General features: G+C 60.8%; 24 protein-coding genes. 11 read left to right on the forward strand and 13 right to left on the reverse strand.

Annotation, left to right across the window (positions count from 1 at the left end):
- Positions 1–332: 332 nt before the first annotated feature.
- The 4 genes from ACWKXN_RS14175 to ACWKXN_RS14190 all read right to left on the reverse strand — a co-directional run bounded on the left by ACWKXN_RS14175 (position 333) and on the right by ACWKXN_RS14190 (position 5,272).
- The gene (locus ACWKXN_RS14175) at positions 333–1,355 is read right to left on the reverse strand and encodes a HoxN/HupN/NixA family nickel/cobalt transporter (protein WP_048975979.1); all 1,023 of its coding nucleotides are present in this window, start codon (positions 1,353–1,355) and stop codon (positions 333–335) included.
- A gap of 1 nt (position 1,356) precedes the next feature.
- On the reverse strand, positions 1,357–3,573 hold the full coding sequence (hypF, locus tag ACWKXN_RS14180; RefSeq protein ID WP_454543934.1) for a carbamoyltransferase HypF: 2,217 nt from the start codon (positions 3,571–3,573) through the stop codon (positions 1,357–1,359).
- A 5-nt stretch (positions 3,574–3,578) separates the two neighbouring features.
- Complete coding sequence (gene hydN, locus ACWKXN_RS14185) at positions 3,579–4,124, reverse strand: electron transport protein HydN (protein WP_039263391.1); 546 nt, start codon at positions 4,122–4,124, stop codon at positions 3,579–3,581.
- Between the two features lie 134 nt (positions 4,125–4,258).
- The gene (locus ACWKXN_RS14190; RefSeq protein WP_087823285.1) at positions 4,259–5,272 is read right to left on the reverse strand and encodes a LacI family DNA-binding transcriptional regulator; all 1,014 of its coding nucleotides are present in this window, start codon (positions 5,270–5,272) and stop codon (positions 4,259–4,261) included.
- Between the two features lie 214 nt (positions 5,273–5,486).
- Between ACWKXN_RS14190 and ascF the strand changes: the two genes are divergently transcribed.
- Both ascF and ACWKXN_RS14200 read left to right on the forward strand, forming a co-directional pair.
- Positions 5,487–6,938, forward strand: a complete 1,452-nt coding sequence (gene ascF, locus ACWKXN_RS14195) for a PTS cellobiose/arbutin/salicin transporter subunit IIBC (protein ID WP_032660344.1) — start codon at positions 5,487–5,489, stop codon at positions 6,936–6,938.
- Positions 6,939–6,956: 18 nt separating this feature from the next.
- The gene (locus tag ACWKXN_RS14200) at positions 6,957–8,381 is read left to right on the forward strand and encodes a 6-phospho-beta-glucosidase (RefSeq protein WP_454543935.1); all 1,425 of its coding nucleotides are present in this window, start codon (positions 6,957–6,959) and stop codon (positions 8,379–8,381) included.
- 108 nt (positions 8,382–8,489) lie between these two features.
- Here ACWKXN_RS14200 and hycI read toward each other — a convergent pair whose 3' ends face one another.
- The 9 genes from hycI to hycA all read right to left on the reverse strand — a co-directional run bounded on the left by hycI (position 8,490) and on the right by hycA (position 16,298).
- Positions 8,490–8,975, reverse strand: coding sequence for a hydrogenase maturation peptidase HycI (gene hycI, locus ACWKXN_RS14205; RefSeq protein WP_454543936.1), 486 nt, complete (start codon positions 8,973–8,975; stop codon positions 8,490–8,492).
- Entirely contained in the window at positions 8,968–9,378 is a 411-nt protein-coding gene (locus tag ACWKXN_RS14210) for a formate hydrogenlyase maturation HycH family protein (RefSeq protein ID WP_033146381.1), read from the reverse strand. The genes hycI and ACWKXN_RS14210 overlap by 8 nt, the downstream gene beginning before the upstream one ends.
- Positions 9,375–10,142 (reverse strand): NADH-quinone oxidoreductase subunit B family protein, encoded by a 768-nt coding sequence (locus ACWKXN_RS14215; RefSeq protein ID WP_033146382.1) that lies wholly within the window; start codon positions 10,140–10,142, stop codon positions 9,375–9,377. The genes ACWKXN_RS14210 and ACWKXN_RS14215 overlap by 4 nt, the downstream gene beginning before the upstream one ends.
- Positions 10,142–10,684: a formate hydrogenlyase complex iron-sulfur subunit gene (locus ACWKXN_RS14220; protein ID WP_010434471.1), complete on the reverse strand. Its 543-nt coding sequence runs from the start codon at positions 10,682–10,684 to the stop codon at positions 10,142–10,144. Before ACWKXN_RS14220 ends, ACWKXN_RS14215 begins: the two co-directional genes overlap by 1 nt.
- 9 nt (positions 10,685–10,693) lie before the next feature.
- Positions 10,694–12,403, reverse strand: a complete 1,710-nt coding sequence (hycE, locus tag ACWKXN_RS14225; RefSeq protein ID WP_454543937.1) for a formate hydrogenlyase subunit HycE — start codon at positions 12,401–12,403, stop codon at positions 10,694–10,696.
- A gap of 15 nt (positions 12,404–12,418) precedes the next feature.
- A complete protein-coding gene (locus ACWKXN_RS14230; protein WP_454543938.1) occupies positions 12,419–13,342 on the reverse strand; it encodes a respiratory chain complex I subunit 1 family protein in 924 nt (307 codons plus the stop codon).
- Position 13,343: 1 nt separating this feature from the next.
- Positions 13,344–15,158, reverse strand: coding sequence for a formate hydrogenlyase subunit 3 (gene hycC / locus ACWKXN_RS14235; RefSeq protein WP_454543939.1), 1,815 nt, complete (start codon positions 15,156–15,158; stop codon positions 13,344–13,346).
- The gene (locus ACWKXN_RS14240) at positions 15,155–15,763 is read right to left on the reverse strand and encodes a 4Fe-4S dicluster domain-containing protein (RefSeq protein ID WP_023308971.1); all 609 of its coding nucleotides are present in this window, start codon (positions 15,761–15,763) and stop codon (positions 15,155–15,157) included. Before ACWKXN_RS14240 ends, hycC begins: the two co-directional genes overlap by 4 nt.
- Before the next feature lie 70 nt (positions 15,764–15,833).
- Positions 15,834–16,298 (reverse strand): formate hydrogenlyase regulator HycA, encoded by a 465-nt coding sequence (gene hycA / locus ACWKXN_RS14245; protein ID WP_033146386.1) that lies wholly within the window; start codon positions 16,296–16,298, stop codon positions 15,834–15,836.
- A 211-nt stretch (positions 16,299–16,509) separates the two neighbouring features.
- Here hycA and hypA point away from each other — a divergent pair, with 211 nt between their 5' ends.
- The 9 genes from hypA to ACWKXN_RS14290 all read left to right on the forward strand — a co-directional run bounded on the left by hypA (position 16,510) and on the right by ACWKXN_RS14290 (position 25,207).
- Positions 16,510–16,860 carry a hydrogenase maturation nickel metallochaperone HypA gene (gene hypA / locus ACWKXN_RS14250; RefSeq protein ID WP_048979273.1) on the forward strand — a complete coding sequence of 117 codons (351 nt, stop codon included), beginning with the start codon at positions 16,510–16,512 and terminating at the stop codon, positions 16,858–16,860.
- Positions 16,861–16,863: 3 nt separating this feature from the next.
- Positions 16,864–17,727, forward strand: a complete 864-nt coding sequence (hypB, locus tag ACWKXN_RS14255; RefSeq protein ID WP_167818889.1) for a hydrogenase nickel incorporation protein HypB — start codon at positions 16,864–16,866, stop codon at positions 17,725–17,727.
- Entirely contained in the window at positions 17,718–17,990 is a 273-nt protein-coding gene (locus ACWKXN_RS14260) for a HypC/HybG/HupF family hydrogenase formation chaperone (RefSeq protein WP_023308975.1), read from the forward strand. The genes hypB and ACWKXN_RS14260 overlap by 10 nt, the downstream gene beginning before the upstream one ends.
- Before the next feature lie 2 nt (positions 17,991–17,992).
- Entirely contained in the window at positions 17,993–19,114 is a 1,122-nt protein-coding gene (gene hypD / locus ACWKXN_RS14265; protein WP_454543940.1) for a hydrogenase formation protein HypD, read from the forward strand.
- On the forward strand, positions 19,111–20,121 hold the full coding sequence (hypE, locus tag ACWKXN_RS14270; RefSeq protein WP_454543941.1) for a hydrogenase expression/formation protein HypE: 1,011 nt from the start codon (positions 19,111–19,113) through the stop codon (positions 20,119–20,121). The genes hypD and hypE overlap by 4 nt, the downstream gene beginning before the upstream one ends.
- Before the next feature lie 63 nt (positions 20,122–20,184).
- The gene (gene flhA / locus ACWKXN_RS14275) at positions 20,185–22,257 is read left to right on the forward strand and encodes a formate hydrogenlyase transcriptional activator FlhA (protein WP_454543942.1); all 2,073 of its coding nucleotides are present in this window, start codon (positions 20,185–20,187) and stop codon (positions 22,255–22,257) included.
- Positions 22,258–22,410: 153 nt separating this feature from the next.
- Positions 22,411–23,409, forward strand: coding sequence for an ABC transporter substrate-binding protein (locus tag ACWKXN_RS14280; RefSeq protein ID WP_454543943.1), 999 nt, complete (start codon positions 22,411–22,413; stop codon positions 23,407–23,409).
- Complete coding sequence (locus ACWKXN_RS14285; RefSeq protein ID WP_262770562.1) at positions 23,409–24,446, forward strand: FecCD family ABC transporter permease; 1,038 nt, start codon at positions 23,409–23,411, stop codon at positions 24,444–24,446. Before ACWKXN_RS14280 ends, ACWKXN_RS14285 begins: the two co-directional genes overlap by 1 nt.
- Positions 24,446–25,207, forward strand: coding sequence for a siderophore ABC transporter ATP-binding protein EitC (locus ACWKXN_RS14290; RefSeq protein ID WP_182931135.1), 762 nt, complete (start codon positions 24,446–24,448; stop codon positions 25,205–25,207). The genes ACWKXN_RS14285 and ACWKXN_RS14290 overlap by 1 nt, the downstream gene beginning before the upstream one ends.
- Positions 25,208–25,221 lie beyond the last annotated feature (14 nt).

The following is a 25,221-nucleotide window of genomic DNA, read 5'->3' on the forward strand; positions in this document are numbered from 1 at the left end:
ATTCATCAAATAAATGCAAAGTAGATATATCATCGCTATCAATCCCTTATTTATTATTTTCGTAAATACTTTAATCTGAAACAGATTAAAAACATCATCCAGCTTTATTATTGGCAGCCGACTCAGTCTGAAAAGACATCATCAGCAGGAGGCGAATCATGGCGAATTTTTATAAATAACTCAATTATCTTTCTCGTTATTTCACACAAGCGAAGAATGCGGAATATATTTTATTCCGCAAAAGACCTATATTTTCAGCATCTTTTTATCGGTATGCCGCTATGCGCCAGCCATTGAGGAAGTCGCGGAGGTTGCGCAGTGCAGGAGCCGGTTCAGGAACGTACCACCAGCGCGTCATAGCCGCGCCAGCGGTAGTTGACCATGGAGATCAGCCAGCAGGCGACAAACAGCCCCACCACCACAAACCCGGCGTTGCCCAGATTGTCGTTTACCGTGCCAATCAGATCCCACACGCCGCCGCTGAGGGCAAATTTGTCCATCAGCAGACCCAGCGCTTCCAGCCCGCCGATAAACAGCGCCACCACCACGGAGGTGCCGGTGATGGTCATGTTGTAGTAGAGCTTGCGCTGCGGCTTGTTGAACGCCCAGCCGTAGGCGCCGACCATCAGCAGGTTATCGAGGGTATCCACCAGCGCCATGCCGCTGGCGAAGAGCGCCGGGAAGACCATGATTGACCACACCGACATCCCGCTTGACGCGCTGGCGGCAGAGATCCCCAGCACGCCAATCTCGGTGGCCGTGTCAAAACCGAGGCCAAACAGGAAACCGACCAGATACATCTGCCAGCTTTTATTCACCAGGCGGAAGGTTTTGCCAAACAGCCAGTTCATGACGCCGCCCTGGGCAGGGAGCGTAATATCGCCCTGCACGGGCCTGCCCTGTTTCAGCGCCTGAAAACTGCGCCAGACGCCGCGCAGGATCACCATGTTCACCAGCGCCATCGCCAGCAGGAAGGTGGCGGAAACCGCGGTGCCGATCAGGCTGCCGGTTTCGTGGAACCACTCCATGTTTTTCTGAAACGCCGTCGCGGTCGCGGCGATAGCAATAGAGGCCAGCACCACGATGGTGGAGTGCCCCAGCGAGAACCACGCCCCCACGCCGGAAGGACGTTTGCCCTGCTGCATCATCTTACGCGTCACGGTATCAATCGCCGCGATGTGGTCAGCGTCCACCGCGTGACGCAGCCCGTAGCACCATGCCAGCAGGCTGGCGGCCATCAGCGCCGTGCTGCCGCTAAAAGCGTGCCATGCCCATCCCCAGGCCAGCAGGTTTGCCATTACCAGAGCCAGCAGCAGAAGCGCGGCGCGAGGTTCATTGCGTAAGAGTCGTAACATTTTAAGTCCTTTGTGAACATGACCGGGCAGCGGCAACCACCGCCTGCCCGAAGGAGATCGCTCCGTCACCTGCGGGCAGGCGCGAAGGAAAAAGAAGCGTAAAGTCAGAAAGATAATGACGCAGGCGTGCGCGCAGCAGACGGTTGTGCAGCACGCCGCCGCTGAGACAGATTGTTGACAGCGACAGGCGTCGGGCATGGCGCGCGGCGAGTTGCGCCAGCCCTTTTGCCAGCGCGTCGTGAAACGCCCACGCGCGCTCGCAGGGTTCCGCCTGCCAGCTCAGCCACTGCAGCCAGAACTGCGCGAGGTTATCCACGTCCAGCGTCACCGGATGGTCGACGCCCGCGCACCGCGAGGCCAACGCTTCCAGCCGGCAGGCCGCTTCACCTTCCCAGGATTGGGTTTCGATGCCCAGCGCGCAGGCGACCGCATCAAACAGGCGACCACAGGACGAGGCCTGCGGCGCGTTGATGCCGCGCCGGATCGCCGTTGCCAGCAGCGGCCAGTTTTCACGCTGAACCGCGCGCGTTTCCGGGTACTGCTGCCAGTCAGGGACAAACGCCAGGCAGTGGGCGAGTAAATTACGCCACGGCTGCCGCGCCGCCAGATCGCCCCCCGGCAGCGCAACGGCAGGCAGCCCGTCCAGACGCTCGCACGCGAGATAGTTCACCCGCAGGCACTCCCCGCCCCACAGCGCGCCGTCCTCGCCCATGCCGATCCCGTCCAGCGTCAGGGCAATCGCGTCTCCGCCGTCGAGCGGCCAGCCGTTCTCCGCCAGGCACGCCGCCGCGTGGGCGTGATGGTGCAGCACGGTTTCGACCGGCAGCCCCTGCGCCTGCGCCCATCGTTGTGTGTGATAGCCCGGATGGGCGTCACACACCACGCGCTTCGGCTGAAAGGCGTAAATTTTCTGCATCAGCGATAGCGCGCCGCGCCACTGCGCTTCGACGCCCTCGTCGCCGAGATCGCCAAAATGCTGGCTCAGCACCGCCTGGCTGCCACGCACCAGGCAGAAGGTGTTTTTCATCTCCGCGCCGGTGCATAGCATGGCGGGGATATTCTCAAAACCCGCAGGCAGCGTAACGGCATCGGGTACAAAACCGCGCGCGCGGCGAAGCATCGCGCCGTCGCGATCCATCACCGAATCATCCATCCGCTGCAGGATATCGCGGTTGTGCAGCAGGAAGCCGTCCGCGACGTCGCCGAGCTCATCCAGCGCCTGCTGGTTGGTCATGGCAGGCGGTCTGCCGCTGAGGTTGCCGGAAGTCATCACCAGCGGGCGCCGGCAGTCCATCATCAGCAAATGTTGCAGCGGGTTAGCGGGAAGCATAATGCCAATACAATCGAGCCCCGGTGCAATCCCTTCGGGAAACCCGGGAAGCGAAGCTCTTGGGGTCAGCACAATCGGCGCTGCAGAGGAGCGCAACAGCGTCTGGATCGCCTCCGGCATGCCGTCCGCATTTGGGATCATCACCGCCAGCGGCTTAGACGGTCGCTGTTTGCGTGACCGGAGCGTCGCGACCGCCTGCGGATTACGCGCATCGCAGACAAGATGAAAACCGCCCAGCCCTTTAACCGCGACTATGCCTCCGCTTTTCAGCATCGCCACCGCCGCGCTCAGCGCGTCCTCGCGGGCTGCGGTGATGTTGCCCGCGCGCCATTCCAGCGCGGGCCCGCAGTCCGGGCAGGCTACCGGCTGGGCGTGAAAGCGGCGGTCAGCCGGGTTACGGTATTCCGTCTCACACGGCAGGCAGAGGGGAAATGCGGCCATTGACGTGGCCGGACGGTCATAGGGCATCGCGCGGATAATGGTAAACCGCGGCCCGCAGTGCGTACAGTTGATGAACGGATAGCGATAGCGGCGCTCGCCGGGGTCGCGCATTTCAGCCAGGCACGCCGGGCAGGTCGCGGCGTCGGGGACGATCTGCGTGTCCATCGCCCCGCCCGCGCTCTGGCGGATGGTAAAGTCCTCCGGCACCTGCGCCCACGTAAACGGCTGCGTTTCAACGTGGTCAATGCGTGCCAGCGGTGGGCAGTCCTGATGCAGCCTCGCGGTAAAGGCCCCCCCATTACCCGCGAGGCGCACCAGCACGCCCTCTCCATCATTGCAGACGTCGCCGGTCAACTGAAGCGCCTGCGCCAGCTGCCAGACGAAGGGACGAAACCCCACGCCCTGCACTTTACCGCGCACGCGCAGCTGTACGCCGTTACTGCACATACGGTTCAGAACAGCAGCGATGACGACGTGTCGAATGCCGCACGACGGCGCTTTTCGGCGCTCATCTGCTCAAGCTTCTCGCGATCCACGCAGACCAGCGCATGCGTCGGGCAGGCTTCCATGCAGGCCGGACCGGCGTCGCGGTGATAGCAAAGATCGCATTTGTTGGCTTCGGCTTTCTCCGCACGTACGCTCAGACCCATGCCGCTGTTGCGTACCACCGGACGAACAACCACCTCCATCGCGCCGTACGGGCAGGCGACCACGCAGGTTTTGCAGCCAATGCAGCGCTCCTGCATGACGTGCACAAAGCCTTTCTCGCGTTTAATTGCCCCGTTCGGGCAGACGTTCGCGCACGGTGCGTCTTCGCACTGGCGACAGATGGCGGCGGTGGAAATATTCACGCCTTTGATGACGTGGATGCGCGGCAGGAAGGTGTCAGGGGTGAGCGACGCGCAGTCCTGCTCCGCCTGATGGGAAACCACGCACGCCACTTCACAGGTACGGCAACCAATACACTTACTGGCATCGGCCATAATAAAACGGTTCATCTGCTTCTCCAGCATTACAGTTATGCGCGGAGATATTCATAAACCGTGCCAATAATTAACCTGTTGATTTTAGATGAATTTAAAAATCACGATGGTGCTGTCATCGTCACTTATGACGATGACAGCTGTCGACATCAGCGGTGCGGGCCGTCAATAACGGAGTCGCGCAGGACAAGCTCGCCGGAGAAGGTCTGCTGATACTTAAACTCACCGCCGTCGAGCATGAAGATCAGGCGGCTGATGGTCTCTTTGATCATCTCCGTCACCGGAATATGCACGCTGGAGAGCGACGGCACGATGTAGGGCGCGATGGCCACGTCGTCGAAACCGATCACCGACACCGCGTCCGGTGCGGCCACGCCGCTGTCGTGGAGCTGCTTCATGGCGCCAATCGCCATGTCGTCATTACTCGCCACCAGCGCCGTAAACCGTTCACCGCGCGCAAGCAGTTCGGCAACCGCCGCCGCGCCGCTGGCGGGGTTCCACTTCCCCTGCGCAATCAGCCCCTCGCGCAGCGGAATACCGTGCTGCGCCAGCGCGTCCTTGTAGCCGGAGAGACGCTCAACCCCGGTGGGAGAATCCAGCGAGCCGGTGATAAACGCGATCTCCCGGTGCCCTTTCGCAATCAGCTGCGACACCGCCTCCTGGCTGGAGGCTTTATGATCTGACCAGACGCAGTGGCTGCTGTTTTTCCGCAGGCGGCGGTTGAGCACCATAATCGGCTGCTCGCACTTCTCGACGATCTCATCCATCTCTTCCACGCTCAGGAAACGCGGATAGATAATCACCGCGTCGCAGCGCATATCGAGCAGGTACTGGATCGCCTCGCGCTCTTCATCCGCGCTGTGCTTGCCGTCCGCGAGGATCAGCTGCCGCCCCTTTTCTTCCGTCATGCGCGCGGCGTGAAACAGCAGTTCGCTAAAGTAGACGCCGTGATAGAGGGTGTTCGTCACCACCAGTCCCAGCGTCTGGGTACGTTTGGTTGCCAGGTTTCGCGCCAGCAAATTCGGGCGATAGCCGCTCTCTTCAATGGCCTGAAACACCCGGTCTTTGGTCTCCTGGCTGACGTAGCCATTTCCCGACAGCACCCGGGACACCGTGGCTTTCGAAACGCCTGCCCGCTTCGCCACTTCAAGCATCGTGGTCATAGTGTTATTCCGTCTGAATCTGATGGAGCGCAGTGTACTGCACTGCAAAAAAATTGTCGCAGCGGTGAAATCACGCTTTCGATACCTCATTGCGATCTGCATCACGAAACGAAAAAATGGTCAAAAAGCGATCTTGTTTCATTCACAGAAACTCATGATGATTATGTGGAACCGGTTTCCTACATGTCTCACAACAATAACAGGATCACATCCGATGGCCAAAAATTACGCTGCGCTGGCGAACGACGTTATCAGCGCGCTGGGCGGCAAAGAGAACATCGTCGCCGTAACCCACTGCATGACGCGTCTGCGTTTCGTACTGAAAGACGAAAGCCTGACCGACGCTGCGCGACTGAAAAGCATCAGCGGCGTGCTCGGCGTGGTACGCAACGACAACCAGTGCCAGGTCATTATTGGCAACACGGTTTCACAGGCGTACCGCGAAGTGGTGAGCCTGCTGCCCACGGACCTGCAGCCCGCAGTGCCGGAAGGTCCGCAGAAGATGACCTTACGCCGCATTGGCGCCGGGATCCTCGACGCGTTGATCGGCACCATGTCCCCGCTGATCCCGGCGATCATCGGCGGCTCGATGGTCAAGCTGCTGGCGATGATCCTCGAGATGACCGGCGTGCTGCCAAAAGGCGCGCCGACGCTCACTATTCTGACCGTCATCGGCGACGGCGCCTTCTTCTTCCTGCCGCTGATGGTGGCGGCCTCGGCGGCGGTGAAATTCAAAACCAACATGTCGCTGGCCATCGCCATTGCCGGCGTGCTGGTGCACCCGAGCTTTATCGAGCTGATGGCGAAAGCCGCGCAGGGCGAGCACGTTGAGTTCGCCTTTATTCCGGTGACGGCGGTGAAATACACCTACACCGTCATCCCGGCGCTGGTGATGACCTGGTGCCTGTCGTATATCGAACGCTGGGTGGATCGCATTACCCCGGCGGTGACGAAAAACTTCCTCAAGCCGATGCTGATCGTGCTGATTGCCGCCCCGCTCGCCATCGTGCTGATTGGCCCGCTGGGGATCTGGATCGGTAGCGCCATCTCCGCGCTGGTCTACACCATTCACGGCTACCTGGGCTGGCTCTCAGTCGCCATCATGGGCGCGCTCTGGCCGCTGCTGGTGATGACCGGGATGCACCGCGTGTTTACGCCGACCATCATTCAGACCATTGCCGAAACGGGCAAGGAAGGGATGGTGATGCCGTCGGAAATCGGCGCCAACCTGTCGCTCGGCGGCTCGTCGCTGGCAGTGGCGTGGAAAACCAAAAACCCGGAGCTGCGCCAGACGGCGCTGGCGGCGGCGGCCTCCGCCATTATGGCGGGGATCTCTGAACCGGCCCTGTACGGCGTGGCGGTGCGTCTGAAACGTCCGCTGATTGCGAGCCTGATAAGCGGTTTTATCTGCGGGGCGGTCGCCGGCATGGCCGGTCTTGCCAGCCACTCGATGGCGGCACCGGGGCTGTTCACCAGCGTGCAGTTCTTTGACCCGGCCAATCCGATGACCATCGTCTGGGTGTTCGGCGTGATGGGGCTGGCAGTGGTGCTGTCGTTTGTTCTGACCCTGCTTTTAGGGTTTGAGGATATCCCGGTCGAAGATGAGGCTGAAAAAGCGCGCGCCCTGCAGACCGCACCGGTACAGAACAACGCAGCAAAAGCATAAATTGAAAGCGAGGTAAGAATGTCTGTTTTTCCACAAGGATTTTTATGGGGCGGCGCGCTTGCCGCCAACCAGAGTGAAGGTGCTTACCGTGAAGGCGGCAAAGGACTGACGACGGTCGATATGCTCCCCCACGGCGCGAATCGCCTGGCGGTGAAGCTCGGTAAGGAAAAGCGTTTTTCGCTGCGTGACGACGAGTTCTACCCGAGCCACGAAGCGATTGATTTTTACCATCGCTATAAAGAAGACATTGCCCTGATGGCGGAGATGGGCTTTACGGTGTTCCGCACCTCCATTGCCTGGAGCCGCCTCTACCCGAACGGCGACGAACCGCTGCCGAACAAAGAGGGCATTGCCTTCTATCGCGCGGTGTTCGAGGAGTGCAAAAAGTACAACATCGAGCCGCTGGTGACGCTCTGCCACTTTGACGTGCCTATGCACCTGGTGACGGAATACGGCTCCTGGCGCAACCGTAAGATGGTCGATTTCTTTGCCCGCTACGCCCGCACCTGCTTTGAAGAATTTAACGGGCTGGTGAAATACTGGCTGACCTTCAACGAAATCAACATCATGCTGCACAGCCCGTTCTCCGGCGCGGGGCTGGTGTTTGAGGAAGGCGAAAACGAAGACCAGGTGAAATACCAGGCCGCGCACCACGAGCTGGTGGCAAGCGCGCTGGCGACCAAAATCGCCCACGAGGTAAACCCGGAAAACCAGGTGGGCTGCATGCTGGCGGGCGGTAATTTCTACCCCTACTCCTGCAAGCCGGAAGACGTGTGGATGGCGCTGGAGAAAGACCGCGAGAACCTGTTCTTTATCGACGTGCAGGCGCGCGGCAGGTATCCGACCTACTCCGCCCGCGTGTTCCGCGAAAAAGGCGTGGTGATTGTGAAAGATCCCGGCGACGACGAGCTGTTAAAAAACACCGTCGACTTTGTCTCGTTCAGCTATTACGCCTCGCGCTGCGCGTCGGCGGATATGAACGCGGGCAACACCAGCGCGGCGAACATCGTGAAGTCCCTGCGTAACCCGCATATTCAGGTGAGCGAATGGGGCTGGGGCATCGACCCGCTCGGCCTGCGCATCACCATGAACATGATGTACGACCGCTACCAGAAGCCGCTGTTCCTGGTGGAAAACGGCCTCGGGGCGAAAGACGTTATTGATGAAAACGGCGAGATCAACGACGACTACCGCATCAGCTACCTGCGCGAGCACATCCGCGCGATGGGCGACGCGATTGAGGACGGCGTGCCGCTGATGGGCTACACCACCTGGGGCTGCATCGACCTGGTGGCCGCCTCAACGGGCGAGATGAGCAAGCGCTACGGTTTTGTGTACGTTGACCGCGACGACGCCGGGAACGGCACGCTGGACCGCAAGCGCAAGAAATCGTTCTGGTGGTATAAGAAGGTGATCGCGAGTAACGGGGCGGATCTCGAGTAGCCTGTCCTTACCCCTCACCCTAACCCTCTCCCCATAGGGGAGAGGGAACCGTTTGGTGCGGTTTTCACCCTCTTTACTCCGGGAATAAAGGACTGCTCGGCGCGGTTTTCACCCTCTCCCCTCTGGGGAGAGGGCCGGGGTGAGGGGTTCAAACCCTCGATCCCCAACCCACTCCGCAAGCCGTGAATAGACCCGTTCCACCGCCTCCTTCACCGGCGGCGTCATCGGGTAATAAAATCCAACGATGTCCGGCTGAATCCCCAAAAACAGCACCTCGCCCACGTCGTCTTTAATCTGATCGACCAGGTAGTTCAGCGGCATATTGTGGGTGGTCATCATAAACATCTCGGCGATGTCGTCCGGGTCAATCAGGCGGATCTCACCGGGGTTGAGCCCCATATCGGTGGCATCGACGATTAACAGCCTCTCCGGGCGCAGCTCGCGGATGGCGACCACGTCGTTTTCCGGCGCGCTGCCGCCGTCAATTACCACCCAATTGCCCTGCGGATTCGCGGCGCACATCTCTGCCAGCAGCGGGCCCGCGCCGTCGTCGCCCATCATGCTGTTGCCCACACACAGTAAAACGTCAGTCACGTAATCTCCTCACCATCAGGTAGATGGCGCTCTCCTGGTGAATATCGTGCAGCATGCCGAGCAGCGTTTTGCTCCACGACTGCTGCTCGGGGGTTTGCCTGGCGAGCGCCGCGTCAAAGGCGTTGGCGAGCATCGCAATGTGGTTGGCGTCGATGACGATCTCGCCATACTTCGGCACGCCCTCCATTTTGCGCCGCGCCGTGCTGCCCTCCTCCAGCGTGGCGATCCACGCTAGGTACTCGGGCCACGGGCAGCTCAGCGCCGCCTCCAGGCAGTCAATCACCCCGAGGTGATGCCCAATCGCCAGGCTGTAATAGACCACCTGCTGCGCCGCATCCGGCGTGGCATCGTTCTCATCAATAAACTTACGGCTCAGCTGGCTGAACACCACCGTTTCACTCATCGGATACGCGCCTCATCCACGATGCTGTTCAGGTTTGCCACGATCTCATTGAGACGCGGATCGTTTTCCGCCTCCAGCCAGCGCGCTACCTGATGGTCGCCCTGACTCAGCAGGCGCAGATAATCGTCGGCAATCTGGCGCCCATAGCGGTAGCCCGCCAGCCTGCGCGCCGTGCGGTCAATCTTCACCCGCAGCGGCTGGACCATGTCCGGGTGCAGGATGGCCGCAGGCCGGTTGTCCAGCTCGCCCGGCTCGCGCGCGTGGATTTTCTGCTCCAGCAGGCCGAGCGCCATGGCAAAGCCGTACAGCGTCGCGGCGGGCGTTGGCGGACAGCCCGGAATGTAGACGTCCACCGGCACGATTTTGTCGGTCCCGCCCCAGACGCAGTAGAGGTCGTGGAAGATGCCGCCGCTGTTGCCGCAGGCCCCGTACGAGATGCAGATTTTCGGGTCCGGCGCGGACTGCCAGGCGCGCAGCGCCGGCGAGCGCATGGCGCGGGTGACGGCCCCGGTAAACAGCAGGATGTCCGCATGACGCGGGGACGGCACCACTTTGATGCCGAAGCGCTCGGCGTCAAACAGCGGCGACAGCGTAGCGAAGATCTCAATCTCGCAGCCGTTGCAGCCGCCGCAGTCCACGCGGTAGACGTAGGCCGAGCGTTTGATTTTTTTCAGCAGCGACGCCTTCATGCTGGCGATGGACTCCTCCACCGTCATCGGCACCGGAATGCCGTTAGCGTCGCGCGGGCCGAGTAAATTTTCCATCAGCTGGCCTCTCTCATATGGCGGGTGATATCAATGCGGTCGGACGGCAGCAGGCACTTCTGACGCTTGCACTCCGGGCAGGTTTCAAAGCTTTCGCGGTGATGCTCCGCGCGGGCGTCACCGTTGTGCTGCAGCAGCGCGATGGCGTAGTCGATCTCTTTTTGCACGGCGAACGGGCGCCTGCAGACGCGGCAGCTGCACAGGTCAAAGCGCGACTGCTGCAGAAAATCCTCCTTCTTCCACACCGCCAGCTCGAATTCCTGCGACAGGCGAATGGCGACCGTCGGGCAGACCTCCTCGCAGCGGCCGCAGAAGATGCAGCGCCCGAGGTTAAACTGCCAGGCCAGCTCGCCGGTTTTGAGATCCGTTTCCACCGTTAAGGCGTTCGACGGACAGGCGTTGACGCAGGCCGCGCAGCCGATGCACTGCTGCGGGTTGTGCTCCGGCTTGCCGCGAAAATTTTTATCCACCGGCATCGGCTCCAGCGGATAGCGGCTGGTCTGCGTGCCCGTTTTGATTACTTTTTTGATAAAGGTAAACATGGCGAGTCCTTATTTCAGCGGCGAGTTTTTACGCTCGATGCTGTAGCGCTCAAGCTCTTTGTACGGCACCACCAGGCTTTTCTTCTTGCGCACGTCCACCACGGTCATGCGGTCGGTGCAGGAGTAGCACGGGTCGAGGCTGCCGATGATCAGCGGCGCGTCGGAAACCGTGTTGCCGCGCAGCATATAGCGCAGGGTTGGCCAGTTGGCGTAGGTGGCCGCGCGGCAGCGCCAGCGGTAAAGCTTCTGGTTGTCGCCGGTCATGCTCCAGTGGATGTCGTCCCCGCGCGGCGCTTCGGCAAAGCCGAGGGCAAAACGGTTCGGAATGTAGGTGAAGCCTTCCACCATCAGCGGGCCGCCCGGCAGGTTATCGAGGCCGTAGTCGATCATGTTCAGGGCGGTGAACACCTCGTTGATGCGCACCTTGAGGCGCGAGATGACGTCGCAGCCCTGCTCGCTGTGCACGGTCATCGGCAGCAGGCCGTAGCCGACGAACGGGTGATCGGCTCGCGTGTCGCGGGCGTGGCCGCTGGCGCGCACCATCGGGCCGACGTTGCTGAAGTCGCGGGCGATTTCCGGATCAAGACGGCCGATGCCGACGGTGCGCTGCTCGATGTTTGGCGTGCTGAGCAGCATGTCCACCAGCTCCTGCACGTCGCGGCGCATCTGCTGCGCCAGCTGGCGGGTCTGGATCATGTCGTCCTTCAGCAGGTCGCGGCGGATCCCGCCGATCAGGTTCAGGCCATAGGTTTTACGCGCCCCGGTGAGGATCTCCGCCATCTTCATTGACGCTTCACGCACGCGGAAGAACTGCATAAACCCGGAGTCAAAGCCGACGAAGTGGCAGGCCAGGCCGAGGTTCAGCAGGTGCGAGTGCAGACGCTCCACCTCCAGCAGAATGGCGCGGATCATCTGCGCGCGCTCCGGCACCACGATCCCCATGCCGTTCTCCACCGAGGTGGTGTAGGCGGTGCTGTGGGCGAAGCCGCAGATGCCGCACACGCGGTCAGAGAGGAACGTTACTTCGTTGTAGCCCATGCGGGTTTCCGCCAGCTTTTCCATGCCGCGGTGGACGTAGAACAGGCGGTAGTCGGCGTCGATAATGTTTTCGCCGTCGACAAACAGGCGGAAGTGGCCCGGTTCGTCGGAGGTGACGTGCAGCGGGCCGATCGGCACCACGTTGTTCTTCTTGCTGCCCAGCTCGTTGATAAACTCGTAGGTTTCGCTGTCGGTGGTCGGCGCCGGGCGCTGGCGGTAGTCCATGCTGTCTTTGCGCAGCGGATAGAGTTCGTCCGGCCAGTCGTCCGGCAGCACCAGACGTCGCTCGTCCGGCAGGCCGACCGGCACCAGGCCGTACATGTCGCGCACTTCGCGCTCGCCCCAGACGGCGGCGGGCACGCGCGGCGTGACGGACGGGTATTCCGGCTTAGCCGGGTCGACTTCGACGCGCACGGTGAGCCAGCACTTTTCGCCCTGCTCCATCGACATCACGTAGTACACCACATAGTTGCCGCACAGCTGGCGCTCGTCGTTGCCGAACAACACCGACAGCCAGCCGCCCTGCTGGTAGTACAGAAACTCGACCACTTCCGGCAGATAGTTCACCTTGATGGTGACGGTTACCTGGTCTTTGGTTTGCCAGGAGTCCTCCAGCACCACGCCGGGGAAAGCCTGATGCAACGCGGCGAGATACTGCTGACCTTTCTTTTCTTCAGACATAAATACTCTCTTTAATCACGCCACCAGCAAGGAGACGAACGCTAAAAATGCAAAACCAAAACCGGCCCAGGTGATGTGCGACGTTTCCACAAAACGCAGGCGCGCCATGCTGTTTTCAAACAGGGCAATCACCAGCACGCCGACCAGCAGCTTAAGGGCGGCAATCACGACGGCCAGCACCAGACCGCCTGCGGAGAAGTGCGTCATCTGCCCCCACGGGAAGAAGACGCCGACAAACATCTGCAGCACCACCAGCTGTTTGAGGCTGATGCCCCACTTCAGCACCGCGAATCCATAGCCGCTGTACTCGGTAAGCGGCCCCTCCTGCAGCTCCTGCTCGGCTTCCGCGAGGTCGAACGGCAGTTTGCCCATCTCAATAAACGTGGCGAACGCGCAGGCGCACAGCGCCAGCACCAGCGGGATCGAGCGCGCCACCGGCCAGTGGTAAACGGTGTGGGTGATAAAGCTGATGTGGGTGGAGCCCGCGACCTGCGCGGCGACCCACAGCCCCAGCAGCAGGATCGGCTCCACCAGCACGCCGAGCATTGCCTCGCGGCTGGCACCGATGCCGGTAAACGGGCTCCCGGTGTCCAGGCCCGCAATCGCAAAGAAGAAGCGGGCGATGGCAAAGAGGTAGATAAGCGTGATCAGATCGCCAAGCACGGGCAGCGGCGACGCCACCGTCACCACCGGCAGCGCGGTGGCGATGGTCAGCATCACGCCCACCATCACAAACGGCGTCAGGCGGAAGACCCAGCCTGCGGCGTCCGGCGCGACGCTCTGACGGGAGAGCAGTTTAAAGAGATCGCGGTATTCCTGAAGCACCCCAGGCCCGCGACGGTTGTGCATCCGGGCGCGCGCCACGCGCGTGATGCCCGACAGCAGCGGCGCAGCGGCGAACAGCACCAGCGCCTGAAGAATTGCCAGTAACAGACTCATGTCAGGCTCCTCGTGAAATCACAATGACCACCAGCACCGCCAGCTCGATGACCGCCAGACGGCGGAACAGCGCGGGTGCGGCGGCGCTCTGCCAGCCGGGTACCCAGCCTACCGGGTTCAGCCAGTGGCGCAGCTTCAGCACGGCGGCGAAGTTCTCCTTCACCGGCATGGCAAAACCGTGGGCGGTGATGACCATCGACTGTTCGTGTTCGTAGCCGCAGGCCCACGCCGAACCGCGCGAGCGGGAGGCGAGCCGGTCGCGTTTGAAGAACAGCATCAGGACGAGCGGCAGCAGCGGTGCGCCAATCAGCAGCAGCGCGATCATGGGCTGAGAGACGGTGGTATTCGCCACGGTCAGCGGCAGCGGAATGGCGTTGCCCAGCAGCGGCAGCAGCCACGGCGCGGCGACGCCGCCCGCGATGCAGCACAGCGCCAGCGCGACCACGCTCGCGCCCATTAACAACGGTGCGCAGCAGGCGTTTTCCGCTTCGCGGGTGCGCGGCGCGCCGAGGAAGGTCACGCCGTAGACTTTCGCCATGCACATCACCGCCAGCGCCCCGGTAATCGCCAGCCCGACAGCCAACAGCGGGCCGAGCAGGCGCGCGATAAAGAGATCGCTCTGACCAAGCGCGAAGAAGGACTGATAGATCACCCACTCCCCGGCAAAGCCGTTCAGCGGCGGCAGCGCGGCCATTGCCATCAGACCCACCAGCATGGCCAGCGAAATCACCGGCATCTTTTTGCCAATCCCGCCCAGCTTTTCGATATCCCGATGACCGGTGCGGAACCAGACGCTGCCCGCGCCGAGGAACAGAGTGCTTTTAAACAGGCTGTGGTTGACGAGGTGATAAAGACCGCCGATAAACCCGGCGGCAATCAGCGCCGGATGATTAAGCGCCAGCCCGGTCACGCCCGCGCCAATACCGAGAAGGATAATGCCGATATTTTCCAGAGTGTGGTACGCCAGCAGGCGCTGGATGTTGTGCTCCATCAGCGCGTACAGGCCGCCGACGAACGCGGTAATCATTCCGGCGACCAGCAGCACGACGCCCCACCACAGCGGCGGTTGTCCGCCGGTCAGCGTAATCGCCAGAATCCCGAACAGACCCACTTTCATCACCACCGCAGAAAACAGCGCGGCAGCGGGCGCGGAGGCATTCGCATGCGCCTGCGGCACCCAGCCGTGCAGCGGGATGATGCCGGCGAGCAGGCCAAAGCCGAGCACGCCCAGCAGCCAGACGTCGTTCCCCAGCGGATGGCCGTTGAGCGCAGCGAAGTCCAGCGTGCCGAAGCGGTGCCACACCAGCCAGCAGGCCAGCGCCAGCAGCAGCGTCCCGAGGCGTCCCAGCGCAAACCACAGCTTGCCGGAGGTGCTGCAGCCGGTCAGGAACACGCCGCACAGCGCCATGATTTCCGCCATCACCACCAGCGCGCCGAGGTTGCTGGCAATAACGGTGCAGACCGCCGCCGCCATCAGCAGGTTAACCAGCAGGCCGTTAGCCCTGGCGTGCGGATGGCGGTGCCAGTCGATATTGAACAGGCTGATAAACAGCCCGCACAGGCCAAACGTCACCAGCCAGATGGCGTTCAGCGGCGTGATCTCAACCGTGTGGCGAATCAGCGGCATCACGGCCTCTGCGGACTGGCCGCCGAGCAGGACAACGCCGCCTGCCGCCAGCGTCATCAGGCTAGCAACCGCCCCGCCGATCCCGGCGATCGCGCCGCTCAGAGTTTTATGGAATGAGAAGATCAGCGCCAGAACAGCGGCGGCAGCAAAACAGGCTACCGCGCTGGTAATCATCATCGCCGCGTTCATTTCGCCCCCTCGTTAAGCGCCTGTAGCAGAGAAAGGTCGCCAAAATCACTGTTGATGGTCAGCTCGCGTTTACGCTTGCTGGTACGGGCGATGTCGCGAATGTTAACCAGAATCAACGCCTTAGTCGGGCAGGTTCGCACGCAGGCCGGGCCCTGCTCATCGAAGCTGCACAGGTCGCATTTCACCGCAACGGCACGGATGCCGGGCACCCAGTCCAGCAGCGTACTTACGCGTGCCGGAGCCGGTGGCGCGGGCGGGGCTTTTGGCGAGTTGGCGTTCGCCGGAATATGCAGCGGACGGCTGCCGGAAAATTCAATCGCGCCGAACGGGCAGGCAATGCCGCACAGCTTGCAGCTTACGCACAGGCTTTCGTTCAGCTGGACAGCGCCATCAACGCGGGTGATGGCATTCACAGGGCAGACGCCCGCGCAGGGGGCGTCTTCACAGTGATGGCAGAGCTGCGGGGCAGACTCTTTTTCATTACGCATGACGTGCAGGCGCGGCATGGACTGCAGCCCATGCAGGCGATGCGTTTCCGAGCACGCCGCCTCACAGGTTCGACAGCCAATACAGACCGTCGAGTCAGCAATTACAAAACGGTTCACCGGGTTATCCTCTGGTGATAGTCATTTTTGACGAAAAACTGTCTTGTCGACACTTCTCGACACGCAGGAGTCAGGCCACGTTCGCTGAGGTATTTCCATCCATCAGCTGCTTCAGGTTGACCGGAAGATCGTGTTCAACGGCGGCGTACAGGCCGTTATAGACCGGCGCGATTTTTTCCAGATAGTGCTCCAGCACCTGCTGGCGATCGCGGTTGCTGACGTGGCCGTCCACCATGCCATCGGCCATCAGCTGCGCCTTCGCAATACACTGTTTTTCGCCGTCTTTTGTCTCGAGGTGGTACTCAATGGTGTGGCTGTTGAAGTTATCCGCCAGGGTAACGTTAATGGTGAAATGGCCGAACAGGACAAAGCGCATATCGCCCTGCGCCGCGCAGCTCATCGCGTGGTGAAGACGCGCTTTCGAGAGGGTGATGCCCTGAACCAGAGAGTTGCAGTAGAGGTGCCACTGGTCCTGCAGCTGCTGATGACGCTGCGCGATGTAATCCGCTTTTTCGCTGATTTCCCAAATAGTCATAGAAGGTATCCGGTTAATGGAGATAGCGGCTGTTAAGCAGATTCCATGCCAGTTTTTATCTTGCTGATTTTAAATAGATTTAATTACAAAACCGCTGTCAACGCCGCGGTGTCGACGTGTCATTTCGACAGCGTTGACATCGTCACGCCTTAACAAAAATCAAGCTGGCACCGTTATTGCATTCAATGGCGCAATTCATTGAGGAGGCGTCATGCACGAAATCACCCTCTGCCAGCGGGCTCTGGAACTTATCGAACAGCAGGCAGTGCAAAACCACGCGAAGCGCGTCACCGGCGTCTGGCTGAAGGTCGGGGCGTTTTCCTGCGTCGAGACCAGCGCCCTGCATTTCTGTTTTGAGCTGGTGTGTCGCGGCACGCTGGCGGAAGGCTGCGAGCTCCATATCGAAGAGCAGCAGGCGGAGTGCTGGTGCGAGCAGTGCCAGCAGTACGTCACCCTGCTGTCATCAAAGGTTCAGCGCTGTCCGCAGTGTCAGAGCACCGGTCTTCGCATCGTGGCGGACGACGGCATGCAGATCCAACGCCTCGAAATCGAGAAGGAGTAAAGTATGTGTAGCACCTGCGGTTGCGCCGAAGGCAACCTGTATATAGAAGGGGATGAACACCGTCCCCATTCCGCGTTTCGCTCCGCGCCCTTTTCGCCAGCCCCGCGGCCAGCTGCGGCTTTAACCGGTATCACCTTCTCCCCGCAACGCTCCGCTGCGGGCGATCTGCACTACGGCCACGGCGAAGCGGGTACCCACGCGCCGGGCATCAGCCAGCGCCAGATGCTGGAGGTGGAAATCAACGTGCTGGACAAAAATAACCAGATCGCCGCCCGCAACCGCGCGCGCTTTGCCACCCGCAAACAGCTGGTGCTGAACCTGGTCTCCAGCCCCGGCTCCGGCAAAACCACGCTGTTAACGGAAACGCTCAAACGCCTGAACGGGCGCGTCTCCTGCGCGGTGATCGAAGGCGACCAGCAAACCGTTAACGACGCGGCGCGCATTCGCGAAACCGGCACCCCGGCGATTCAGGTCAATACCGGCAAAGGCTGCCACCTGGATGCGCAGATGATTGCCGACGCCGCCCCGCGTCTGCCGCTGGCGGATAACGGCATTCTGTTTATTGAAAACGTCGGCAACCTGGTCTGCCCGGCAAGCTTCGATCTGGGCGAACGCCACAAGGTGGCGGTGCTTTCGGTGACCGAAGGCGAAGACAAGCCGCTGAAGTACCCGCATATGTTTGCCGCCGCCTCCATCATGCTGCTGAACAAAGTCGACCTGCTGCCGTACCTGAACTTCGACGTGGATAAGTGCCTGTCCTGCGCCCGGGAAGTGAATCCCGAGATTGAGATCCTGCTGGTCTCCGCCACGCGCGGCGACGGCATGGACGCCTGGCTGAACTGGCTGGAGAGTGAACGATGTGCATAGGCGTACCGGGACAAATCCATTCCATTGACGGGAACCAGGCCAAAGTGGAGGTCTGCGGCATCCTGCGCGACGTGGACCTGACGCTGGTGGGCAGCAGCGATGAAACGGGCGCATCGCGTCTCGGCCAGTGGGTGCTCGTCCACGTGGGGTTTGCCATGAGCGTGATTAACGAAGCGGAAGCCCGCGACACGCTGGATGCCCTGCAAAACATGTTCGACGTGGAGCCGGACGTGGGCGCGCTGCTGTACGGCGAGGAGCGTTAGCCATGCGTTACGTTGATGAATACCGCGCGCCCGAGCAGGTGCTGCAGCTTATCGGGCACCTGAAAACGCGCGCGGCGCTGCTGAACTACACGAAAGAGAGACCGCTGCGGATCATGGAGGTGTGCGGCGGACATACGCACGCCATCTTCAAATTTGGCCTCGACCAGCTGCTGCCGGAGAACATCGAGTTTATCCACGGCCCCGGCTGCCCGGTGTGCGTGCTGCCGATGGGGCGCATCGACAGCTGCATCGAAATTGCCAGCCAGCCCGACGTCATTTTCTGCACCTTTGGCGACGCGATGCGCGTGCCGGGGAAAAACGGCTCGCTGCTGCAGGCGAAAGCGCGCGGGGCCGACATCCGGAACGTCTATTCGCCGATGGATGCCCTGACGCTGGCGGAGGACAACCCCGCGCGCAAGGTGGTGTTTTTTGGTCTGGGGTTTGAAACCACCATGCCCGCCACCGCCATCACGCTGCAGCAGGCGAAAGCGCGCGGCGTCGGGAATTTTTTCTTCTTCTGCCAGCACATTACGCTCATTCCCACGCTGCGCAGCCTGCTGGAAGAGCCGGGAAACGGCATTGACGCCTTTCTGGCACCGGGGCATGTCAGCATGGTAATTGGCACAGACGCCTACGGTTTTATCGCTGAACAGTACAATCGTCCGTTAGTGGTCGCTGGTTTCGAACCACTTGATCTACTGCAAGGTGTCACCATGCTGGTTGAGCAGAAAATAGCGGCCCTGAGTACCGTGGAAAACCAGTACCGCCGCGTGGTACCGGATGCGGGAAATGAGCGGGCGCAGCAGGCGATAGCCGATGTGTTCAGCGTTGAGGGCGACAGCGAATGGCGTGGTCTGGGGCTGATTGCCGAATCCGGCGTGCGCCTGACGCCAGCCTATCGCGCGTTCGACGCCGAAGCGCATTTCCGCCCGCAGCCGCAGCAGGTTTGCGACGATCCCCGGGCCCGCTGTGGCGACGTGCTCACCGGTAAATGCAAACCGCATCAATGCCCGTTATTTGGCAATACCTGTAACCCGCAAACGGCGTTTGGCGCGCTGATGGTCTCCTCCGAAGGGGCGTGTGCCGCGTGGTATCAGTATCGCAACCAGGAGAGTGAAGCATGAATACGGTTGAAATGGCGCACGGCAGCGGCGGACAGGCGATGCAGCAGCTGATTAACCGGCTGTTTATGGAAGCCTTCAACAACCCCTGGCTCGCCGAACAGGAAGACCAGGCGCGCATTGACCTCGCCACCCTCACCGCGCAGGGCGACAGGCTGGCCTTCTCCACCGACAGTTACGTGATTGACCCGCTGTTCTTCCCCGGCGGCGATATCGGCAAGCTCGCCGTCTGCGGCACGGCCAACGACGTGGCGGTCAGCGGCGCCATTCCGCGCTACCTCTCCTGCGGATTCATCCTCGAAGAGGGGTTACCGATGGAGACGCTCACGGCAGTGGTCAACAGCATGGCGCAGACCGCGCGCGAGGCGGGGATAGCTATCGTCACCGGCGATACCAAAGTGGTGCAGCGCGGCGCGGCCGACAAGCTGTTTATCAACACCGCCGGCATGGGGGCGATCCCCGCCGATATTCACTGGGCGGCACAGCATCTTAGCGTGGGCGACGTGCTGATCGTGACCGGGACGCTGGGCTGCCACGGGGCGACCATCCTTAACCTGCGCGAAGGTCTGGGGCTGGATGGCGAACTGCGCAGCGACTGCGCGGTACTCACCCCGCTGATCCAGACGCTGCGGGGTATTCCCGGCGTGAAAGCCCTGCGGGACGCGACGCGAGGCGGCGTGAACGCCGTGGTCCACGAATTTGCAGCAAGCTGCGGGTACGGGATTGAACTCACCGAGCGCAGCCTGCCCGTTAAGCCTGCCGTTCGCGGCCTTTGCGAACTGCTGGGCCTTGACCCGCTCAACTTCGCCAACGAAGGCAAACTGGTGATTGGCGTTGAACGCGCGTCAGCGGAAGCCGTTCTTGAACAGCTGCGGGCTCATCCGACAGGAAAAGAGGCGGCGATGATTGGTGAAGTGGTTGAGCGCAAAGGGGTGCGCCTGGCCGGGCTGTATGGCGTGAAGCGCACGCTGGATCTGCCGCACGCGGAACCCTTACCCCGTATTTGCTAGAACCGCGCCAAAAGCGGTCAGCACTGAATGTCTCTTTTTTGCCAGTTTCTATTGGAAAGCAATATGCCGTATACACCGATGAGCGATCTTGGACAGCAGGGCCTGTTTGACATCACGCGCACACTTTTACAGCAGCCCGATCTCGGTGCGCTGAGCGATGCCCTGACGCGGTTGGTCAGGCAATCGGCGCTGGCGGACAGCGCCGCGATTGTGCTCTGGCATAGCGGAACGCAGCGCGCGAGCTACTACTCGACGCGTGATAATGGCAAAACGTTTGAATACGAAGACGAAACGTATCTTGCGCACGGCCCGGTGCGCCGCATACTCTCCCGGCCTGAAGTGCTGCACTGCAACTTTGCGGAGTTCCGCCAGGCGTGGCCGAAGCTGGCGGAAAGCGACCTCTATCAGCCTTTCGGGCATTACTGCATGCTGCCGCTGGCGGCTGAGGGACAGATTTTTGGCGGCTGCGAGTTTATCCGCACGACCGACCAGCCCTGGAGCGAGGCGGAATACGAGCGCCTGCACACCTTCACCCAGATCGTGGCCGTCGTCGCGGAGCAGATCCAAAGCCGCGTCACCAATAACGTCGATTACGACCTGCTGAGCCGCGAGCGCGACAACTTCCGCATTCTGGTCGCCATCACCAACGCCGTGCTCTCCCGCCTGGACATGGACGAGCTGGTCAGCGAAGTCTCGAAAGAGATCCACCACTATTTCAAAATCGACGCCATCAGCATTGCGCTGCGCGGCCATCGCAAGGGCAAGCTGAACATCTACTCCACGCACTATCTCGATGAAGCCAACCCGGCGCACGAGCAGAGCGAGGTGGACGAAGCGGGCACCCTTTCCGAGCGGGTCTTCAAGAGCAAAGAGATCCTCCTGCTCAACCTGAACGAGCAGGACCCGGTCGCGCCGTACGAGCGGATGCTGTTTAACACCTGGGGCAATAAAATTCAGACCCTTTGTCTGCTGCCGCTGATGTCCGGCAACACCATGCTGGGCGTGCTAAAGCTGGCGCAGTGCGAGGAGGGCGTGTTTACCACCGCCAACCTGAAGCTGCTGCGCCAGATTGCCGAGCGTATTTCCATCGCGCTGGATAACGCCCTCGCCTATCAGGAAATTCATCGCCTGAAAGAGCGGCTGGTGGATGAGAACCTGGCCCTGACCGAACAGCTCAACAACGTGGACAGCGAGTTTGGTGAAATCATCGGGCGCAGCGACGCCATGTACAGCGTGCTTAAGCAGGTTGAGATGGTGGCGCAAAGCGATAGCACGGTGCTGATTCTGGGCGAAACCGGCACGGGCAAAGAGCTGATAGCCCGCGCCATTCACAACCTGAGCAACCGCAACAGCCGACGGATGGTGAAGATGAACTGCGCCGCGATGCCTGCGGGACTGCTGGAAAGCGATCTGTTCGGCCACGAGCGCGGAGCATTCACCGGGGCCAGCAGCCAGCGGCTGGGCCGTTTTGAGCTGGCGGACAAAAGCTCGCTGTTCCTCGACGAAGTGGGCGATATGCCGCTGGAGCTACAGCCGAAACTGCTGCGCGTCCTGCAGGAGCAGGAGTTTGAGCGCCTGGGCAGCAACAAGCTTATCCAGACCGACGTGCGGCTGATTGCCGCCACCAACCGTGACCTGAAAAAAATGGTCGCCGACCGCGAGTTTCGCAGCGATCTTTACTATCGTCTGAACGTCTTCCCGCTCTTCCTGCCGCCGCTGCGCGAGCGCCCGGAAGATATCCCCCTGCTGGTCAAAGCCTTTACCGCGAAGATCGCGCGCCGGATGGGGCGCAACATCGACAGTATTCCTGCCGAGACGTTGCGCACTCTTTCATCGATGGAATGGCCCGGCAACGTGCGCGAGCTGGAAAACGTCATCGAACGCGCGGTGCTGCTGACGCGCGGTAACGTGCTGCAACTCTCCCTGCCTGAGGTTACGCTTCCTGACGTGACCGCGCCCGCCGCCGAGACAGCGAAAGAGGGAGAAGATGAATATCAGCTCATTATGCGCGTGCTGAAAGAGACCAACGGCGTGGTCGCCGGGCCAAAAGGTGCCGCTCAGCGACTGGGGTTAAAACGCACCACCCTTCTGTCACGCATGAAGCGTCTCGGGATTGATAAAGAGAGCCTCATTTAAGACCTTATTCCGGCGGTGTTTTTCTGACACCGCCTTTTGTTCCCCTGCGCAATTGTCCCTCATTGACACAAAATCGTTTCCTCTGTATAAAATTCCGCCTTAATAATGAGTTTCATTTGCATCAATAATAATTTTAATGAAGGGTAGCGTTTCATGAAAAAGGTCATCTGCGCGTTAGGCCTGGCGATTGCGTCGGTCGGTTCTGCTCTGGCAACCACCTATCCCCTGACGATTGAAAACTGTGGCTACAAAGAGACGTTCACCAAAGCGCCGGAACGCGTCGTGGCCCTGGGCCAGAACACCGTCGAAATTTTGCTCCTGCTGGGCCTGGAAGATAAGGTGAAGGCCAGCGCCTTCTGGCCGACCAAAGTGCTGCCGCAGCTGGCGGAACAGAACGCAAAAATCAAAACCCTGACGGTCGAAATCCCGACCCTTGAATCCGTTCTTGCGCAAAATCCTGACTTTGTCCCCGCGCAGTCCCCGCTGCTGCTGGGGCCTGAAAGTAAGGTCGCAAAACGCGAAGACCTGATGACCCTGGGCGTGAACAGCTACGTGTCGCCGGGCATGTGCGCGACCAAAAAAGCCACAGGCGATATGTACGGCAGCCGCCAGAAGCTGTGGGATATGACGTATCTCTATAAAGAGATTGAGGATTTCGCCAAAATCTTTAACGTTGAAGACCGCGGTCAGGCCGTTATTGCCGATTTCAAAAAACGCGAGGCCGACCTGCGTAAGGAATTCGGCAAGAGTAAAAAAGACCTTTCGTTTGTCTTCTGGTTCTCCAGTTCATCCCCTTCTGCAGACGCCTACGTCGGCGGTAAAAATAGCCCCTCCGGGTTTATCGCCAGCCTGATGGGCGGCCATAACGCCATCACGTCCGAGGCCGAATGGCCAACCGTGGGTTGGGAAAGCATTATTGCCGCAAATCCGGATGTCATCGTGGTGTCCAGCCTGGACCGCAACCGCTGGGCGCTGGATAACGCGGAAGAAAAAATCAAATTCCTGAAGAGCGATCCGGCGGTCAGCCAGCTGGACGCGGTGAAAAAAGGCCATATCGTGGTGATGGACGGCCAGGCGATGAACCCGACGATCCGCACGATTTACGGGGCTGAGCAGGTCGGCGAACAGCTCAGAAAGCTGGGGCTGAACTGATGACAACCGCCGTTCTTCAGGCCCGGCAGAGCCTGGTTCTGACGACCTCGGGTTTGCTCGCCCTGGTACTGTTATTTCTGACGATCGCGCTGAGCGTCAGCGTCGGCGAGCTGTCCATCCCGCTGGATAAGGTGTTTTACGCCATCAGCAATAAAATGGGGCTCACCGAGGTTCCGCTCACCCGCATCTATGAGAGCGTGATCTGGGACTTTCGCCTGAGCCGCGCGCTGGTGGCGGCCTGCTGCGGCGCGGGGCTGGCCATCTGCGGTGCCGTATTGCAGAGCCTGCTGAAGAACGCGCTGGCGGAACCTTACGTGCTCGGCGTGTCGGCAGGTGCCTCAACCGGAGCGGTGTCGGTCGTCGTTTTGGGGATTGGCACCGGTGCGGTGTCGTTGTCTGCCGGGGCCTTTGCCGGGGCGTTCGCCGCCTTTGCGTTTGTCGCGTTTCTGACGAACGGCGCGCGCGGGGGAAATGAACGTACCATTCTGGCTGGCGTTGCCGCCTCACAGCTGTTCAACGCCATTACTGCCTATACCATCAGCACCTCCGCCAGCGCCCAGCAGGCGCGCGACGTGATGTTCTGGCTGCTGGGCAGCTTCAGCGGCGTTCGCTGGCCGGAATTCCAGCTGGCGCTGGTGGTGGTGGTGACTGGATTAGCCGTTTGCCTCTACTATTCCCGGGCGCTGGATGCCTTCACGTTCGGTGATGACGCTGCCGCCTCTTTAGGTATTGCCGTCCCGTGGGTGCGCCTGACGCTCTTTACCACTACCGCGCTGATTACCGCGACGATTGTCAGCATGGCGGGCTCAATCGGCTTTGTCGGGCTGGTGGTCCCGCACGTGATGCGTTTCCTGTTCGGGCCGCTGCACCGCACGCTGCTGATTGCCAGCGCGCTGGCAGGGGCGATCCTGATGGTGCTGGCAGACATTGCCTCGCGCATGCTGATTGCGCCGCAAAGCCTGCCCGTCGGCGTGGTCACCGCGCTGGTTGGCGTGCCTTTCTTTGCCGTGATTATCTATCGTTCAAGGAATAAGTGATGAGTATCTGCGCTGAAAATATTACCTGGAAGGTCGGCAAAAAGGTCATCGTTAACAACGTCTCGCTGAAGGTGTCACGGGGCGAAACGGTAGGGCTGCTTGGTCCTAACGGCTGCGGTAAATCGTCTCTTTTACGGATCCTCGCCGGGCTTCGTCGCCCGAATGCTGGCTGCGTTACCCTGGACGGGCAGGACATCTCCCGCATCGCCAAAAAGCAGCTGGCGCGCCGGGTCGCCTTCGTCGAGCAGCACGGCATGACGGACGCCAACATGCGCGTGCGGGACGTGGTGAAACTCGGGCGTATTCCGCACCACTCCGCTTTTTCCAACTGGAGCAACCACGATGACGAAACCGTCACTGCCGCCCTGCAGCGCGTGGATATGCTGGATAAAAGCGGCCAGGGCTGGCTGAGCCTCTCCGGCGGAGAGCGCCAGCGGGTGCATATTGCCCGCGCCCTGGCTCAGACCCCAACGGAAATCCTGCTGGACGAACCGACCAACCACCTGGACATTCATCATCAGATGCAGCTGATGCAGCTGATCAGCGAATTACCGGTCACCAGCATTGTCGCTATCCACGATCTCAACCACGCCTCGATGTTCTGCGACTCGCTGATTGTGATGCAGAAAGGACAAATTGTGGCGACGGGGACACCGCAGGATATCTTATCCGAGTCTTTGTTGTGGGATGTCTTCCGGGTCAAAACCAAAATTGAGATCTCGCCGTTCCATGGCAAAAAGCACATCCACTTTATCGTTTAGGGGCGAGTGAACGA

It is taken from the genome of Enterobacter sp. UPMP2060, assembly GCF_053709655.1.